The sequence below is a fragment of the Desulfuromonas sp. TF genome, from assembly GCF_000472285.1.
Classification (GTDB): domain Bacteria; phylum Desulfobacterota; class Desulfuromonadia; order Desulfuromonadales; family ATBO01; genus ATBO01.
The window spans coordinates 199,169-214,939 of the sequence record NZ_KI421412.1; the positions used below are offsets into that span (position 1 = coordinate 199,169).

Below are 15,771 nucleotides of genomic sequence, written 5' to 3' on the forward strand. Positions count from 1 at the left end.
CGCAGATGGGCGTTTTTCATCAGCCTGCTACGGGAGGACCTTTTTCCAGGCGGATATGGTGACACGCTCGAACAGTCCCGCCTGGTTGTAGGGATCGCCGGCGGCAAAGGCCTCGGCGGCGGCACGGTCTTCCAGGTCGAGAATCACCACGGAGCCGTTCATGCTTCCGTCCTCGGTCAGGGTCGGTCCGGCTGCATGGAGTTTGTCTCCATAACTTTTCAAATACTCGATATGGGCCGGGCGGTTATCCATGCGCACCTGCAGGCGCCCCTCTTTGTCGACACAGTGAATGACGAACAGCATGTTTTTTATCCTCCTGTCTGATCGATCTGAATGGGGTTTATTCTAGTCGTCCCGAATCAATTTGGCAAATAACAAGTTGCTTCTCCATTGCCCGCGAACCGGAAACACGGTCAACCGGGCCGGCCCTCATCGGCATCCCTTATGCAACAGCAGGGAAGTTCCCTTTTCCCGTTTTCGTCGGCTGTGCTGAGGAGACGCTTTGCCCGGGTATCGCCATTGCGAACTGCCCTTATTATGAGCAGCATGGATTCAGCGGTGAGCAGACGGCACGGAAAGAAGATAGTGTCACTTCATTGGAACATATGCTAACCTGTATGCTATTTTACCCTGTGAGTTGAGTTGTCATGCTCCTGCGATTGGTCCTATCCTTTCTGCTTCTTCTCCCCCTCCCGGCGGCAGCCGGTGAAGTCCGGGTGTTCGCCGCGGCCAGCCTCACGGACGTGATCAGAGAGATCGGCGATCTCCATGCCGAAAGCCGGCCGGACATCAAGGTGATCAGGAATTTTGCCGGTTCCGGAACCCTGGCCAAGCAGATCGCCAACGGCGCTCCGGCCGACATCTTCCTGTCGGCCGATCCCCGGTGGATCGACTATCTGACGGATGAAGGCTTCATCGAGCCGGAAAGCGTCCGGCTCTTCGCCCGCAATGTGCTGGTATTCGCCGGCGCGCCGGATCTTCGGATCGCCTCCATTTCCGATCTGACCCGTTTGCGGCGAATCGCCATCGGCAGTCCCGGAAGCGTCCCGGCCGGCCGATACGCGGAGGCGGCTTTGAGGAGCGCGGGGATTTACGAACATCTGCTGGATGCGGGAAAGCTTGTGCTCGCAAAGGATGTGCGGCAGGCTCTCATGTATGCCGACCGGGGCGAGGTGGATGGGGCCTTCGTCTACCGCACGGACGCCCTTCTCTCTCCGCAGGTAAAAATTCATTTCGAACCGCCGCCGGAGAGCTACCCCGGGGTGATTTACCCCATGGCCCTGACCGCGGCCGGGGCCGACAGGGGCGAGGCCGTCGAATTCTACCGTTTTCTCCAGTCCCCGAGAGCCCGCGTACTCCTGGAGCGGCATGGCTTTCTTGCGGAGTAGCGGCCCATACCTATGATCGAATTTTCCCCTTCCGACTATCAGGCGATCGCCCTCTCGGCCAGGGTGGCCGTCACCGCCACCGTGGTGTCGCTCCCTTTCGGCTTTGCCGCCGCCTACCTGCTGGTCTGCACCCGCATGCGCGCCAAGGCGGTGGTCGACGGGATCATCAATCTGCCCCTGGTTCTGCCGCCGGTGGTGGTCGGCTATCTTCTTCTGCTGACCCTGGGTGAGAAAGGCTGGCTCGGCTCGCTTCTCGCCGAGTGGCCGGGAATCCGCATCGTCTTCACCTGGTGGGCGGCGGTGGCAGCCTCGGTGGTGGTCGGCTTTCCCCTTCTGGTCCGCTCCATCCGCCTCGGCCTGGAGGGGATCGACCCCAGACTGATCGATGCCTCACGCACTCTGGGGGCGCGCTGGCCCGACACCCTCTTCACCATTATCCTGCCGCTTTCGCTGCGCTCGGTACTGGCGGGGGCGACTCTCATGTTCGCCCGCAGCTTGGGAGAATTCGGCGCCACCATCATCGTCGCCGGGAACATTCCCGGGATGACCCAGACGATTCCTCTGGCCATCTACGATTACACCAATACCCCCGGAGGCGACCGCATGGCTCTTTCGCTGTGCCTGGTTTCCATCGTTCTCTCCTTTGCCGTGCTGCTGCTCAACGAGGCGCTGGTGAAGAGGTTCAACGGGAGGCGCGCGCAGTGAAGCTTTCGGTCTCTCTGGAGAAAAGGTACAAGGACTTCGACCTGGCTGTCGATTTCGCCACCGAAGGCAACCGGCTCGGTGTCTTCGGCCGTTCGGGAAGCGGCAAGTCGACCCTGGTGCACATGCTCGCCGGCCTGACCCCTCCCGACCGCGGCGTCATCGAGCTGGACGGGGAGATCCTCTACAGCTCCGAAAAGAGAATCTCGGCACCCCCGGAACAGCGGCGCATCTCCGTCGTCTTCCAGAACGGCCATCTTTTCCCCCACCTCAGCGTCCGTCGAAATCTCCTGTACGGATACCGGCGCACCCCGGCGTCCCGGCGCAAGGTCGATCCCGAAGCGCTGATCGAAGCCCTGGATCTGGGGGATCTGCTGGAGCGCAGCGCCGAGACCCTCTCCGGCGGCGAGAGGCAGCGGGTCGCCCTCGGACGGGCCGTTCTGGCCAGTCCCCGCCTGCTTCTCATGGACGAGCCCCTCTCCGCACTGGATGAAGGGCTCAAATACCAGATCATCCCTTATCTGCGCGCGGTCTTCGAGCAGTTCGACATCCCCTTCCTGCTCATTTCCCATTCCATGAACGAGATGCAGCTGCTGGCCGATGAGGTGATCGTTCTCCACAGAGGGAAGGTATCCGACCATTCCACCCCCGACGAACTGGCCCGCAAACGGATGGGCTGGACCAGGGCGGGCTACATCAACCTGCTGCGGCTCTCCGACCCCCGGCTTGAGGACGGGCTTTACGTTTACCCCTGGGGAGGGGGACGGCTGCTCATGTGGGCGGGGGGAAAGGGGGAGTCGGTGTTCGAACTCTCCTCGAAGGACATCATGCTCTTCAAGGGACGTCCCGAGGCGCTCAGCGCGCGCAACCTCCTCCCCTGCACGGTGACCTCGTGCTTCGACCTGAAGAACCGCACCGGGGTGGAACTCGACTGCGGCGGCGAAAGGCTGGTCGCCCAGGTGATGAAAAAAGCGGCCGATGAGCTCAACCTGAGGGTCGGAGAAAAGATCTACGCCATCATCAAAGCCTCGGCTTTCAGGCGGTTGTACTGACCAAAGACGGTTTCACGCGAAGCCGAGAAGAACGCGAAGAAATTCATAACAATAGAATTTTTGATTTTGATCCATTTCGCGTCTTCGCGTGAGATTGCTTTTCTGCCATCTGCTTCTGCTCTTCATCCAACCTGGTGACCGGAGAAAAATCATGCTCCACCTGATCCAGAACGACCCGCACGTACCCCCCGGCATCCTGGACGACCTCCTGCGGGAGCGGGGCGCCGCCTTCCGGACGGTGCGCCTCGATTCGGGAGAAACGCTTCCGGCGCCCGGAGAGGCATCTTCGTGCATCGTTCTGGGGGGCTTCATGGGGGTGCGCGACGCGGCCCGGTATCCCTTCCTCGATCTCCTCAAGGTGTTCATGGCCGATGCCGCCCGCAGGGAAAAGCCCCTTCTGGGGATCTGTCTGGGGGGACAGCTGCTGGCCTCCGCCCTGGGCGCGGAGGTCCGCTCCGGCAGCCGGGGGGAGCGGGGGGTGTGCGACGTCAGCCTCACCGAGGCTGCCCCCGACGATCCCCTCTTCGCGGGCCTCCCCGGGATATTTCCCGTCTTCCAGTGGCACGGCGACAGCTTCGATCTTCCGGCCGGAGCAGTGCACCTGGCCTCTTCGCCGGCCTGCCCCGGACAGGCTTTCCGCTTCGGCGCCCTTGCCTGGGGCCTGCAGTTCCATCCCGAGGTGAACGTGGAGATCGCAGCCGACTGGAGCCGCCGAACCGGAGCCGGACGCGAAGCGGTGGAATACTTCCGACGGCAGGAAGAGACCTGCAAACGGTTTGCCCGGAGGCTGCTGGGGAACTTTCTCGGGGTGGCGGGGTTCAGATGAGAAGCGCCGTGAGTCCGGCCAAGGCGATGGCCGCGTCGGTGAGGCCGGAGATCAGATTCACCATGTCCCCCCCTTCACAGCCGAAACAGTACATGCCGGCCGAAACGGCCGTCAGAACGACCCCGTGGAACAGACCGAAGGCGACGGCCCCGGCCAATTCCGTGGGGTTCTTCGTTTCGGGGGACCCGTTCCTTTTCCGTTTTCGACTTTGCCCAGAGTACGGCTGGAAATAGGCTGCCGGCAGCCGGAGGTGGCGCAACAGCAACGGTTGAGAATTTAAAAGGTCAGAAGGGCAGTTTGAAATCCAGGGAGATGCGCAGGTCGTCGGCTTGCTCCTGGAGAGTAGTCGGCACCTGGTCCATCATGTTCGGCATCGGTTCGGCAAAGCGGTAGCCGACCTTGAGTCTGGTGCTGTCGTTGAGCGGACAGGCAAATCCCGCCTCCAGATGATAGTCGTCCAGGGAGGGAGAGTACTGGCTTTCCGGGTTGAAATCGCCCGAAGGGGTTCCCTCTTCCTCGGGTCCGGCTTCTCGGCTGGCACTTAGATAGGGGGAAAAAGGGATTTCCGTCAAGAGATGAAGGGCGGCAGATTTGTCATCGGCCTGGAAGCGGAGGGGGAATTGGGATTCTTTTGCGGCGGTGGGGGAGGAGTGGCATTTCGCGCTGAGAGAAGGATCGAGCGCATAACCGGGCAGAGCAGGTGTCCCGGTGGCAAAGGCCGTGGTTGCCTGGAGAAGAAGCCCCCCCAGTAACGAAAAAATGATTCTCATCCACAAACTCCTGATCGCAGGCCGAAAAACCGAATACAAGAATAACCCATGTCGGTGTGAAATGCAAGTAATTGATCAATAAAAGGAATCAGGCCGGCGGCCATCGGTTTCGTTCCGAACGGAACATCAGGAAAAACGGAAAGAACCATAGCTTATGACGGAGGTCTCCATGCCGGTGCCCTGGGTGCAGCTGGTCTACCTGGTCAGCATCGTCGGCGACCTTTTCGTCTGGCTGATCCGAGTGGCGGGGCTCAGATGAGCAGCGAGGCCATGCCGGCCAGGGCGATGGCAGCGAAACCCAGGGCGGTCCAGCGGGCGAGGGGGGCGGTCCCGATGATCCGGACCGCGGCCAGCTTGAAGGCGAGATTGGCGATAACAGCAATGACAATGGCGTTGCGGGCCTGGAGAGGCTCCAGCACCCCCGTTCCGGCCAACCGGGCATTGGAGAGGGTGATGGCGTCCACGTCCGTGAGCCCCGAAATAAGACTCACCACATAGACTCCTTCCCTGCCGAAGTAGTGCATTCCCGCCGAAACGGCCAGCAGGACGACCCCGTAGAGCAGACCGAAGGCCACGGCTCCCGTCAGCTCCGCGGGGTTTTTCGTTTCCGGGGCCATTTCCCTCTCTTTTTCCGTTCTGCGCCAGACCAGGGCGGCCACCGCCAGCCCGGCCAGGAACATCAGAAGGGACGGAAGCCAGAGGTGACGAAGCAGCGCCGGATTGACCACAGCCACTTCCACCACTACCCGCACCATCAGAACCGTCGAAGCCAGGATCACCACAACCGCGGCCGTGCGGGAGAGCCCCGGGTCCTGCCGGGCCTTGCGGCCGAAGGCCAGAGTGGTGGCGGTGCTCGAAACCAGTCCGCCGAGAAGGCCGATCAGCGGCCCCCCCCATCGGCCGCTGACCAGTTTCAGCACAACGTAGGCACACAGGCTGAGTCCCGAGATGAGGACGACCATCAGCCAGATGTGCTGAGGGTTGAGGGAATCGAAGGGCCCGTAGTTGCGGTTGGGCAAGACGGGGAGGATGATGAAGGTGACGAGGCCGAACTGGAAGACGGCATAGAGGTCGCGCTGCTTCACCTTGTGGGAGAAGGCGTGCAGGTGAGGCTTGAAATAGAGGATGGCAGTGGCGACGAATGCGACCGCCACCGCCGGAGCGGCCTGATCGAAGTAGGCCATCGCGCCGACTCCGAAGGCAATCAGCATTGCGATGGATGTGGTGAGTCCGGGATCAGGCCGCCGGCGGGCCTGCAGCAGGTTGCCGGTGACGGCCAGGATAGTGACGCCGATGAGTCCCGCGGCCACGACCCAGTGATTTCCCGTCAGATCCCCGAGCAGGGCGGAGACCGCACCCGTCAGCGAGATCAACGGAAAGGTGCGCATACCGGCGAAGCGGCCGCCCGAGCGCTCACGCTCCAGGCCCATCAAAGCGCCGAGCAGAATGGCGAGAGCGAAATTCTTAAAGAGTTCGAGAGTAGTCAGTTCCATGGGCGGCAGGCCGTTGGTTATTGATCCCGGGACTCCATTTCACGACCCGGTTCTTGCCGGCGCGTTTTGCCTTCAGAAGAGCCTGATCGGCCTGATGGATCAGCTCGTCGAAATCCTTTTCCACATCATCCCGCAAAACGGCGTAAGCCGTTCCGATGCTGATCGTGGCGTGAATTTCGCCGATCGGATTGGCCTCCACCGCCCGGCGCAGGTCCTCGGCAATCTCCGCCAGGTGCTGCGGGTCTGTCGGAGTCAGAACGGCCAGAAATTCTTCACCTCCATACCTGCCGATGATGTCGGAAGCCCGCAGACGGCGTCGCATCAGCTGCGTCACCATGACTAGAACCCTGTCTCCGGCAGGGTGGCCGAAGGTGTCGTTGATCCTCTTGAAATCATCCAGGTCGATCATTATCACCCCGACCGGGTCGCCGTTGCGGCGGGCCAGATAGGTGAGGGGACGCACGGCGACGGCGATCCCCCGCCGGTTGAGGAGCCCGGTCAGATGGTCGATCTGGCCGGAATGGATCGCTTCCATGTTTATTTTCCAGATCCGCTCGATGGCCTCGATCAACAGCGCGAGCATGGGAGAGCTTTCGCTATGCCGTTTAAGGACCGTCATCAGACGCCGCAGGTGGATTTCATACTCTTCTTCGGGGTTCTGCCGTTCGGGGAGGTCGTAGAGACAGTGAAAGAGGCTCTGGAAGCGGGGATCGAGAAGGTGGAATTCAAGCCGTAAGGCAAGTACCAGAACGTCGGGGGAAGAAGGGTCCTTTAGAACCCTGGCGGCAAGCTGGTCGATTTTCGGGAGAAGGTCCAGAAGGAACGCCTCCAGCTCTTCGGGCTTGTCCAGGGGCTCCGGAACGTCGCCGGCCCGGCTCATTTCCAGGAGCTGCCGCCAGTAGGCGATATGCTGCTCTTCATCCCTGGCCATCTCCTTCCAGAGGGCGCCCAGCTCCGCGTCCCGGGTTCCGGAGGCCAGTTCCCGATAAAAAGCGAGAGCCCGGTGCTCAATGCTGAGGCACAGCTCGAAGATCCTCGACAACCGGCTCTGTTTGGACACGGAGTTCTCCTTCCTGAGCTGACGAAGATGGAAACGGCTTTCTTTTTAATTATAAAGAGAATCCTGGAAGTTACCAGACTTATTGCCTGGGGCCATCCAGTGGGCGGCACCTGGCGACGGGCAGCGGTTTCGTCAGGGCGGCATATCAAGTACAATGAACAGAAAACAATCCCCTTGACGGAGGTCCCCATGCCGGTACCCTGGGTGCAGTTGATCAAACTCGCTCCGACGATTCTTTCCATGACCAACGATCTGCGCCGGAGCGCTAGGCGCCTCGGAAAGCAGCCGCAGGCCGGCCCCGATACGCGCCTGCAGGAGCTGGAAAAGGACCTCGCGCAGCAGGCCGAGGGTCTCCACCTCCTGGCCCGTCAGGTGGAAGGGCTCACCGAAGCCGCTACCGCCCTGCGCCGCTCCCTGCTGGTCGCCCTGACCCTCAGCGGCGGAGCCGTGCTCCTCGCCCTGGCGGCATTGTTCCTTGCTTGATGGCGCCATCCTCCAAGTTTTTGCGAATACGACAGATTCCCTGCCGCCGGCATGGTCTTTGTTATAATGGTGTCGGACTTCAGGCCGATGGACTCTGCCGTTTTTTTTTTTTTTGCCGGATTTTTCAATTTCGGGGTTGGAGCATGAAGCTCTTTCGTATCATGGTTTTGATTGCGACAGGCGTTTGCCTGTGGTCGCCGGCCGTCACCGCGGAGAAGGCCCCGGAGAAGGACTTTTCGGACTGGCTTGAAAACCTCCGCGTGGAGGCCGCTGCCGCGGGGATATCGCAGGAGACGCTTGAGACGGCACTGGCCACGGTCAAGGCGCCGCTGCCTCGGGTGATCGCCCTCGATCGGAGTCAGCCGGAGTTCACGCAGTCTCTGGAGGAGTATGTCGCCGCCCGGGCCAACAAAAAGCGCATCGACGGCGGGCGCGAAGTGATGGCCAACTATCCGACCTGGCTGGGGCGGATCGAGCGGGAGTACGGCGTGCAGAGGCGCTTCCTCGTGGCCCTGTGGGGGATAGAGTCGAACTACGGTACGAACATCGGAGGACTTCCGGTCCTCCAGTCCCTGGCAACCCTGGCCTACGACGGGCGCCGCGCCGATTATTTCAGGAGGGAACTCATCAACGCGCTGCACATCCTCGATGACGGCCATATCCCCCTGGAACTCCTGAACGGTTCCTGGGCCGGCGCCATGGGACAGTGCCAGTTCATGCCCTCTTCCTATCGCCGCTTTGCAGTGGATGCCACCGGCGAGGGTCGCATCGATATCTGGACCACCGTCCCCGATGTCCTGGCTTCGATGGCCAACTATCTCGCTCGCGCCGGGTGGAAAGACGATCAGACCTGGGGGCGGCCGGTGAAACTTCCGAAAAAATTCGACACCTCCCTGGCCGGCCTGGATAAGAGACTTCCGCTTTCGCGCTGGCAGGCCCTCGGGGTGAGGCGCAGCGACGGAAGCGCCCTGCCCCGGCGCGGCGATCTCAGGGCTTCGCTGATCCTCCCCGATGGTCCCGGCGGGCCGGCCTACCTGGTTTACGACAACTTCCGGGCACTTCTTTCCTGGAACAGATCCAGCGCCTTTGCCGTTGCGGTCGGCACTCTAGCCGATCGGATAAAAACCCGATAGGCCCAGGAATCTGATGCGGCGGGGATTCACGGAAACATCCGGCCCCGGAAGTCGCCGAAAACAGGCGAGGCCCCTGGTGGAATCCAGGAGCCTCGCACATGAACAATGCATTTCGCAAATGCTTCTTTTGCAGACTGGGGCTGGCCTCTCTAGTCGACCACCTCAGAGATTTCAGTGCGTCTTATGAACCGACGTGTACGGAACGTGCGCACGGTGGTGTGGAAGGGCGGCGGGGGTGGCCCCGCCGCCTGCCCGATATACCGCTTTGCTATTGGCCGCGGAATTTATAGTTGGTATTGTACTCACGCCAGAGGGTGTCCCCGCTGTAGATATCGATATCCCCTGACCTCAGGCTTGCGCCCTCGGGCAGGTCAGACAAGGTCATCGCCTGGGACTGATTGCTGCCCAGAGGGATTCCGTCCAGCCAGTTTTCAATTTCATTCCATTCGAAATTTTGGCTGTAATTAAACCAGCCCTCAAGACCGGCATACACCGGCGTGAATGCCGAAGGGGTCGAATAGGTGAAGGTGGTGGTATCGCCCAGAAGGTTCGATTCCGCGTACTCAAGGGTCAACTGGGACTGCGAAAGGTTATGCAATGTCGGGAAATAAGCCGCGGAAAGCTGGGTGCTATTCAGGGGCTTGGCGGGTTTGGTAACCGTATGCACCTCCTGGCCGCCGCCCTCGAAATTGAATGTCACGGTGTAGGTGCAGATGTTGGGCATCGAATCGATCGCGGCATCGGTCAGTTCATAGGAGTTCCAGACAGGCTCCATGCAACCGTTGGCTCCGGGCCGGGCGCAGGCCATGAGACTTTCGTCCATGTTCAGTTCCCACCGATTCTCATTGGAGAAGAACTGAAGGCCGCCCTGGGGAAGGCCCGGCCCTGTGACCGTCGCCGATGAAAAGACGTCCTGGTCATCGTCCAGCTCGAAATCGATCACGATAACCTGGTGGACCTGTTCTTCAAATACGTTGCGCTCCGTTACAAAGCTGACCAGGTCATCGTCGCCTGCATCGGCGTAATAGCCATTGCCTGTAATCTTCCAGGCGTCCGCATCGTCCCTGACGACTGCGATTCCGGAAACAGGCATCTGCCCGACGGCGCCGCTGTTAAGCTGCAGGTTGAGGATGAAGTTGACGAGATATACGCCGGTCTCGCTGTCGTAGTTGGTGACTCCGAAATTGGAAACAGACTGGATCGCACTGAAGAAGACGTAATCCTCCAGATTCCCGACGATCTCCTGCGCGAGGTCTTTTCCGTTGTTGATCCCGAAGGTTTCGGCATCCGTATAGTCCTCTTCGAGGGCGGCGATGGCTTCTTCCTGGGTATTGTACTCGTCGTTGGCGAAATTGGTCGAAACCGTCTTCACCTTGGTGAGCCATTGGGCGAGGAACGTTTTGATCTGATCGAGGTCGCTCGCAACGGCACTGGCCCCCTCGGCCTCGGACGACTCAATGGAATCTGTAGTGGTGATGCCGCCGCCTTCCCCGACGGTCGCCGTTCCCAGTGTGCTGGTCGTGGCGCGATCGATGATTTCGATGGAGCTGCCGGTCGTCTCCACCTTGACGACGTCGAAGAGCTTGTCCAGGCCGGTGCCGTCGGCGAAATAGACGTCAGTGATCGGATTAAGGTTCGTCGGCGCCTCCCACGCTTCAAGAAGGGGCTGCAGCAAAGTCATCAGGTCGTCCGCAGCCTTTTTCAGGGCGGCGTCGATGTCCTCGCCGGTCATCCCGACGGTGGAAGGATCGTCATAGAGACCGGCGGGGGTTTTGCCCGTCGCGGCCTTAACCTGGGCTTCGGTGAGGGGGTTGACGTTGGCGCGCCCGGTGGCCGCGACCACTGAATGGAGTTCGTATCCGGTGTTGCCGGCAACGCCTTCGGCCCTCAGGTAGAAGGGGGGGGTGAGCCCGGTGACATCGAAGGTAAAGCTGCCATCTGCGGCGATGAGTGTGGTCAGGGCAGGGTCAGGCATACCCTGGCTGTCCTTAAGGGACACATAACCGGCAAGAGGGGCGCCGGCGGCTGCTACACCTGAGACCGTTTGGCTTGTGACATCATTACTGGCAGCATCATTGCTGCTGCTTCCGCCGCCCCCGCACCCGGCCAGCAGGAGGCAGGCCATTGCCAGCCCTGTCAGGAGCAATTTCTTCCCAGTTTTCCGCATCTTCTCCTCCTTGAAATAAAAGTCGACCGAAATGGTCAGTGAATAGCCCAGATCCAGGATGGTATCCGTGGGCAGGTTCCTCCCTTATCGATAAGATGGCACTGAATTTGTATCACCTTACTTTTCTTCGCCGGAAAAGCGAGTGTTGTCTTTATATGAAAAAGCTATTATGGCAATCATGAAAAAGCTGATCGCAAACGTCAGCCCGATGACGTCCCAGATCGAAAAGCGATAGAAAAGGTAGCCGTAAATGAGGGCAAGAAATACATTTCTCAGCATTTATGTGCCACCTTAAACTCCTCAGACAATTCCATTCGCAAGCCATAAAAAAACGCCTCTCTTCTGCCGAAGAAAGACGTTTGATTCCCTAAACGGTAAGTTATAGGAAATGCACAACTCGCTTCGGCGGCTAGGCTATCCCCGTAGGACCCTTGGCTCTGCGTCCCCGAATTGCTCCGGGTTTGCTCTTGTCGGAAGAGAAGTGGATTTTGTTGACAATTCCCACATATTGTAGGAGAGAATTGTCCAGGTTTTTACCCTAAAGGAAACCGAGGAATATTTCAATAGAAAAAAACAACGTTTTATTAATGAGGAATTCCTAGATTTTGTTACTGCTCAATGATTCACATCTATAAGTGAACTTCGTCCTATTCTCAATAGTTCGGGGGTAAGATTCCGATGATGCGAATGGATTCGTCGACTTTTATTCAATGCTAATTTCCGGCTGTTTATCATTTAGGCGGCAAGTCTGTTAGGGTCGCGGATACAATGAAGATACGAACGGCGGTTTCGGGATCGGGTAGGAGGCGAGGTCACCCCCACCGTCCGCAGGGGACTTTCACCCCCAAGTCAATCCAGTCATCACCACAACGACCGGTACCGCGCCAGTCAAGGCGCTACGCGCCATGCCTGGCGCACCAACAAAAAAGGGACCTGCTTTTCGGCAGGTCCCTTTGAATTTCTTTGGTTGCGGGGGAAGGATTTGAACCTCCGACCTCCGGGTTATGAGCCCGACGAGCTACCAGACTGCTCTACCCCGCGACAACGGAAGTGAACAATACGCGATGCCGCCAAGGTTGTCAACACCCTTCCCTGGTTTTTTTCCTTCGGGGGGAAGACCTTGTGCGCGTTCCGGTTTTCCGGTATAACCGTGCGATGATTTCCTTTATGCGAAGAGTGTCTCCATGCCCCACCTGACCATCGACCTGGAAAAAGCCCTGGCCCTTCGCGACCGGGGCGCCCTGTTTGTGGACGCCCGGACCCCGGCAGAGTTTGCCGAGGCGACCATACCCGGCGCCGTGAACGTGCCGCTGCTCGACGATGAGGAGAGGGTGCGGGTGGGGACGGTCTATAAGCAGGAGGGCAAAGGCGTGGCCAAGCGCCTGGGGGTGGAGCTGGTGGCGCCGAAGATCCCGGCGATGCTGCAGGAGGTGACGACAGCTCTCCAAGGCCGCCGGCCGCCGGTGGTCGTCTTCTGCTGGCGCGGCGGCATGCGCAGCCATGCCCTGACCACCTTTCTCGATCTGGCCGGGATTCCGGCACGGCAGCTGGTCGGCGGACACAAGGTGTTTCGCGCCTGCGTTCGCGAGTATTTCGAACGGGGAGAGTGGGGAAAGCTGCTGGTGCTGCGGGGGCTCACCGGAGTGGGCAAGACCCGGCTGTTGCTGCGGCTGCGGGATGAGGGTTATCCCGTCCTCGATCTGGAAGGGCTGGCCAATCATCGGGGCAGCGCCTTCGGCGGTCTCGGCCTTTCGTCACAGCCGGGGCAGAAGGCTTTCGAGGCTCTGCTGTGGGATGAGATGCGCAAGATTCCCCGCAGCGGCTACGCCCTGGCCGAAGGGGAAAGCAAGCATATCGGCCGCCTGGTTCTGCCGCCCCGCGTTCACGAGTCCCTGCAGAAGGAGACATCCCTATGGATCAATGCTTCCATCGATTACCGGGTTCGGGTGATCCTCGAGGAGTATCCCGCCATTGACCGGCTCCGCGCGGATTTCGTGCGTCCGATCAAGGCTCTTCGGGCGAGGCTGGGCGGCGAAGTGGTCAATCGTCTTCTGGAGCTTCTCGATCGGGGCGAATGGGAATCCCTGGTGCGGGACCTGATGGTCCTCTACTACGATCCCCTTTATCGCCACACCAGGCCCGACCGGCGCATCGAGGTGGATATCGAGCCCCTGGAGGAGGGACTGAGCTCCCTCCGTGCCGCCATCGAGGTAGTCCTGCATGAAAAATCAAGGACCTAGTGATAGAAAGTTATCCAGAATGTAGCGGGCAATGCTGCGCTGGGGAGGCATGAGCGGCAGGGCGTCGACCGGAAACCAGCGGGCGTCCTCCAGCTCCTTCTCTTCGACAACGACTTCGCCGCCGGCATAGTCCGCAATGAACCCCGCCATGAGCTGACTTGGAAAAGGCCAGCACTGACTTCCCACGTAGCGGATATTTTGCACCAGCACCCCCGTCTCCTCCAAGACTTCCCTGGCCGCCGCCTCCTCCAGACACTCGCCGAAATCGAGAAAACCCGCCACCAGGCTGTAACGCCCCGGCGGCCAGCTGGCCTTCCGGGTCAGGAGCACCTCGCCGGCGCGCCGCACCAGAACGATGGCGCAGGGATGGATGTGAGGATAATGGGCATAGCCGCAGGAGAGGCACTTCTTCCCCCATTCACCGGACACTCGCTCCATCTTCCCGCCACACAGAGAACAGTTCCGGCTGATCTTTTCCCAATGCAGGATCTGGCTTGCCGTTCCGCCCAGAGACAGCAGATCGATGGAGAGACGCGGATTGGCGGCCGAAAGGTTTTCGGCGACGAACCCCGAAGGGTTCTCCTTTCCGACCAGGTTCAGCAAACGGCAGGGTTTTCCCTGCCAGACGCCGATATAGAGAGGGGGTTCGTCTCCGCCTGCCAGAGAAGGGGGGAGAGGGCCCTGGAGAAGCTGCGGAGTTTCGGATGCCCCGGTGAGCAGAATTTCGGTTCCCCGCAGCAGGAGCCAGAATCCTTCGACGCCTCCGGGATCCGCATCGGGGGGAGCGAGCCGGAAGTCCGCATCGAGGCAGGTGCGATTGAAGGGCAGGTGAATCGGGGAGGAGTAGAAATCGGGAAGCATGGTCATCGACTCATCCCGGACATCCGGGAATACAGCAAAAGGGCCAATTGGGTCCTGCCGTCGGCGATCTCCCCGCTGCACACCATCTCCAGCGCTTCGGCAAGGGGAAGAATCACCGTCTCGATACATTCATCCGGTTCCGGCGACCGCTCCACCGGGGTCAGCTCCGAGGCCGCAAAAAGGTGCACGACCTCGTCGCTGTAACCGGGAGTGGTCAGCATCTTTCCCAATTTCTCCAGCTTTCCGGCACGGTACCCGATCTCCTCCTGAAGCTCCCGATCGATGCAGGTTTCGGGCGACTCCTCCGACTCCAGCCTTCCGGCGGGGATCTCCAGAACCATGCCGCCGCAGACCGGACGGAGCTGACGGATGAGAACCACCCTCCCACCCGGCAGCAGCGGCAGGGCCGCCGCGCCGCCGGAGTGACGGATGATTTCGAAACGGGCCCGTCGTCCGTTCGGGAGGCGGTGGTCCTCTATGGCAAGTGTGACCACGCTGCCGCGGTATATCTCCTCAACAATCCGATTCATCTCATTCTTTCCGTTCTGAAGGGCATCGACGCACTCAGGCGCGCGGGGGCAGAACAAGCAGGAGCTCCCCGGCAATCGCGCGGAAGGTCATGGGAAGCCGTCCGAGATAGTCGCCATCGATCTGTACCGCGACGCCTTCCCCCCGCACCTTTACCTCCCGGGCGGTGAAACAGCGGGCATGGGGGGCGTCCAGATGTCCTCCCGCCGCCACGATCGCGGCGCAGCGCAGCATCTGCAGCCGGCCCGGACGCAAAAAGAGACAGACGTCCAGTGATTCCTCCTCCAGGGAGGCGCGGGGCGTGACGGAGAAGGGCCCCCCATAGAGCCGGCCGTTGCCGATGATGACGCCGTACCCCGAATGGGTCGTCCCGTCCTCCAGTTGCACCTCCACCAGCTTGGGGGGCCATCGCAGCAATGTGGTCCCCGCAGCGGCCAGATAAGCCAGTTTGCCGACCCGGCGCTTCAGGGGGAGACTGACGCGGGAGACCACTTCTGCATCGAAACCGGCCCCCGCCATGAGCAGAAAGCGGGTTTCCCCCGCCTTGCCGAGGCATACCGCCCGGGGTGTTCCTTCAAGGGCCAGGGCGCAGGCCCGCTCCACATTGAAGGGGATCCCCGCTTCCAGGGCGAACACGTTGGTTGTTCCCAGGGGCAGAAAGGCAAGGGGCAGCTCGGAGGGGACCAGTCCGTTGATGACTTCGCAGAGAGTACCGTCGCCGCCGGCGGCGATAACCCGGTCCACTCCCTCATCCCTTGCCGCTGCGGCCGCCCTCACGGCGTCGCCCCTGGCCGCGGTCAGGACCAGGTCGACCCGGCAGCCCCTCTTCTCCAGCCAGGCCTGCGCCCGGCGGATCTTGCCCAGGGCCTCTCCGCCGGCCGTCGGATTGGCAATCAGCTTGACGTTTCTGACAGGGTTGGGAGGCTCGATCATCCGATACTTCCTTCAAATTTGATGGCGTTGCAAAAAGTCCGCCCTACGGCGTTACGGCTTTTTTCAGGACCTCGACATACCTGATGTATGCCTTCGCCCCTGAAAAACCACACGAAATTTTTGCTTAGCCATCCT

General features: G+C 60.6%; 16 protein-coding genes, 1 tRNA gene and 1 riboswitch. Of the genes, 7 read left to right on the plus strand and 10 right to left on the minus strand.

The window, feature by feature from the left end:
* Positions 1-27: 27 nt before the first annotated feature.
* The gene (locus DTF_RS0100945; protein ID WP_027713814.1) at positions 28-303 is read right to left on the minus strand and encodes a YciI family protein; all 276 of its coding nucleotides are present in this window, start codon (positions 301-303) and stop codon (positions 28-30) included.
* A 344-nt stretch (positions 304-647) separates the two neighbouring features.
* Here DTF_RS0100945 and modA point away from each other — a divergent pair, with 344 nt between their 5' ends.
* The 4 genes from modA to DTF_RS0100965 all read left to right on the plus strand — a co-directional run bounded on the left by modA (position 648) and on the right by DTF_RS0100965 (position 3,968).
* Positions 648-1,388, plus strand: coding sequence for a molybdate ABC transporter substrate-binding protein (gene modA / locus DTF_RS0100950; protein WP_027713815.1), 741 nt, complete (start codon positions 648-650; stop codon positions 1,386-1,388).
* A 12-nt stretch (positions 1,389-1,400) separates the two neighbouring features.
* Complete coding sequence (modB, locus tag DTF_RS0100955; RefSeq protein ID WP_027713816.1) at positions 1,401-2,093, plus strand: molybdate ABC transporter permease subunit; 693 nt, start codon at positions 1,401-1,403, stop codon at positions 2,091-2,093.
* Positions 2,090-3,142 carry a molybdenum ABC transporter ATP-binding protein gene (gene modC / locus DTF_RS0100960; protein WP_027713817.1) on the plus strand — a complete coding sequence of 351 codons (1,053 nt, stop codon included), beginning with the start codon at positions 2,090-2,092 and terminating at the stop codon, positions 3,140-3,142. The genes modB and modC overlap by 4 nt, the downstream gene beginning before the upstream one ends.
* Positions 3,143-3,293: 151 nt before the next feature.
* Positions 3,294-3,968, plus strand: coding sequence for a type 1 glutamine amidotransferase (locus tag DTF_RS0100965; RefSeq protein ID WP_027713818.1), 675 nt, complete (start codon positions 3,294-3,296; stop codon positions 3,966-3,968).
* On the opposite strand, the gene DTF_RS26355 is transcribed toward DTF_RS0100965, so the two are convergent.
* The 4 genes from DTF_RS26355 to DTF_RS24960 all read right to left on the minus strand — a co-directional run bounded on the left by DTF_RS26355 (position 3,961) and on the right by DTF_RS24960 (position 7,291).
* Positions 3,961-4,233, minus strand: coding sequence for a DUF4010 domain-containing protein (locus DTF_RS26355; protein ID WP_162148571.1), 273 nt, complete (start codon positions 4,231-4,233; stop codon positions 3,961-3,963). The genes DTF_RS0100965 and DTF_RS26355 overlap by 8 nt on opposite strands.
* 19 nt (positions 4,234-4,252) lie before the next feature.
* Complete coding sequence (locus DTF_RS0100975; RefSeq protein ID WP_027713819.1) at positions 4,253-4,738, minus strand: hypothetical protein; 486 nt, start codon at positions 4,736-4,738, stop codon at positions 4,253-4,255.
* 251 nt (positions 4,739-4,989) lie between these two features.
* Complete coding sequence (locus tag DTF_RS0100985; protein WP_027713820.1) at positions 4,990-6,231, minus strand: MgtC/SapB family protein; 1,242 nt, start codon at positions 6,229-6,231, stop codon at positions 4,990-4,992.
* Positions 6,203-7,291, minus strand: coding sequence for a diguanylate cyclase (locus DTF_RS24960; RefSeq protein WP_051360622.1), 1,089 nt, complete (start codon positions 7,289-7,291; stop codon positions 6,203-6,205). The genes DTF_RS0100985 and DTF_RS24960 overlap by 29 nt, the downstream gene beginning before the upstream one ends.
* A 189-nt stretch (positions 7,292-7,480) precedes the next feature.
* On the opposite strand from DTF_RS24960, the gene DTF_RS0100995 reads away from it, so the two are divergent.
* Both DTF_RS0100995 and DTF_RS0101000 read left to right on the plus strand, forming a co-directional pair.
* On the plus strand, positions 7,481-7,774 hold the full coding sequence (locus tag DTF_RS0100995; RefSeq protein ID WP_027713821.1) for a hypothetical protein: 294 nt from the start codon (positions 7,481-7,483) through the stop codon (positions 7,772-7,774).
* Between the two features lie 143 nt (positions 7,775-7,917).
* A complete protein-coding gene (locus DTF_RS0101000; protein WP_027713822.1) occupies positions 7,918-8,907 on the plus strand; it encodes a lytic transglycosylase domain-containing protein in 990 nt (329 codons plus the stop codon).
* A 268-nt stretch (positions 8,908-9,175) separates the two neighbouring features.
* Here DTF_RS0101000 and DTF_RS21170 read toward each other — a convergent pair whose 3' ends face one another.
* On the minus strand, positions 9,176-11,074 hold the full coding sequence (locus DTF_RS21170; protein ID WP_035055108.1) for a hypothetical protein: 1,899 nt from the start codon (positions 11,072-11,074) through the stop codon (positions 9,176-9,178).
* Positions 11,075-11,475: 401 nt separating this feature from the next.
* Positions 11,476-11,550, minus strand: a riboswitch (cyclic di-GMP riboswitch).
* A 488-nt stretch (positions 11,551-12,038) separates the two neighbouring features.
* Positions 12,039-12,115 (minus strand) — tRNA-Met (locus DTF_RS0101015).
* Between the two features lie 143 nt (positions 12,116-12,258).
* Here DTF_RS0101015 and mnmH point away from each other — a divergent pair.
* Positions 12,259-13,314, plus strand: a complete 1,056-nt coding sequence (mnmH, locus tag DTF_RS0101020) for a tRNA 2-selenouridine(34) synthase MnmH (protein ID WP_051360624.1) — start codon at positions 12,259-12,261, stop codon at positions 13,312-13,314.
* Here mnmH and nudC read toward each other — a convergent pair.
* Genes nudC through DTF_RS0101035 form a run of 3 tightly spaced genes read right to left on the minus strand, consistent with a single transcriptional unit; the run spans position 13,303 to position 15,636 of the window.
* Positions 13,303-14,181, minus strand: coding sequence for an NAD(+) diphosphatase (nudC, locus tag DTF_RS0101025; protein WP_226989097.1), 879 nt, complete (start codon positions 14,179-14,181; stop codon positions 13,303-13,305). The two genes, mnmH and nudC, sit on opposite strands and share 12 nt — an antisense overlap.
* Positions 14,178-14,705, minus strand: a complete 528-nt coding sequence (locus tag DTF_RS21175; RefSeq protein ID WP_035055303.1) for an NUDIX hydrolase — start codon at positions 14,703-14,705, stop codon at positions 14,178-14,180. Before DTF_RS21175 ends, nudC begins: the two co-directional genes overlap by 4 nt.
* Before the next feature lie 34 nt (positions 14,706-14,739).
* Entirely contained in the window at positions 14,740-15,636 is an 897-nt protein-coding gene (locus DTF_RS0101035) for a diacylglycerol kinase family protein (protein WP_051360626.1), read from the minus strand.
* Positions 15,637-15,771: the final 135 nt, after the last annotated feature.

Bases quoted from the DNA above. Each gene is read 5' to 3' on its own strand.
- DTF_RS0100945 (WP_027713814.1), bottom strand. From the start codon at position 303: ATGCTGTTCGTCATTCACTGTGTCGACAAAGAGGGGCGCCTGCAGGTG.
- modA (WP_027713815.1), top strand. From the start codon at position 648: ATGCTCCTGCGATTGGTCCTATCCTTTCTGCTTCTTCTCCCCCTCCCG.
- modB (WP_027713816.1), top strand. From the start codon at position 1,401: ATGATCGAATTTTCCCCTTCCGACTATCAGGCGATCGCCCTCTCGGCC.
- DTF_RS0100965 (WP_027713818.1), top strand. From the start codon at position 3,294: ATGCTCCACCTGATCCAGAACGACCCGCACGTACCCCCCGGCATCCTG.
- DTF_RS0100975 (WP_027713819.1), bottom strand. From the start codon at position 4,738: ATGAGAATCATTTTTTCGTTACTGGGGGGGCTTCTTCTCCAGGCAACC.
- DTF_RS0100985 (WP_027713820.1), bottom strand. From the start codon at position 6,231: ATGGAACTGACTACTCTCGAACTCTTTAAGAATTTCGCTCTCGCCATT.
- DTF_RS0100995 (WP_027713821.1), top strand. From the start codon at position 7,481: ATGCCGGTACCCTGGGTGCAGTTGATCAAACTCGCTCCGACGATTCTT.
- DTF_RS0101000 (WP_027713822.1), top strand. From the start codon at position 7,918: ATGAAGCTCTTTCGTATCATGGTTTTGATTGCGACAGGCGTTTGCCTG.
- DTF_RS21170 (WP_035055108.1), bottom strand. From the start codon at position 11,074: ATGCGGAAAACTGGGAAGAAATTGCTCCTGACAGGGCTGGCAATGGCC.
- mnmH (WP_051360624.1), top strand. From the start codon at position 12,259: ATGCCCCACCTGACCATCGACCTGGAAAAAGCCCTGGCCCTTCGCGAC.
- nudC (WP_226989097.1), bottom strand. From the start codon at position 14,181: ATGACCATGCTTCCCGATTTCTACTCCTCCCCGATTCACCTGCCCTTC.
- DTF_RS21175 (WP_035055303.1), bottom strand. From the start codon at position 14,705: ATGAATCGGATTGTTGAGGAGATATACCGCGGCAGCGTGGTCACACTT.
- DTF_RS0101035 (WP_051360626.1), bottom strand. From the start codon at position 15,636: ATGATCGAGCCTCCCAACCCTGTCAGAAACGTCAAGCTGATTGCCAAT.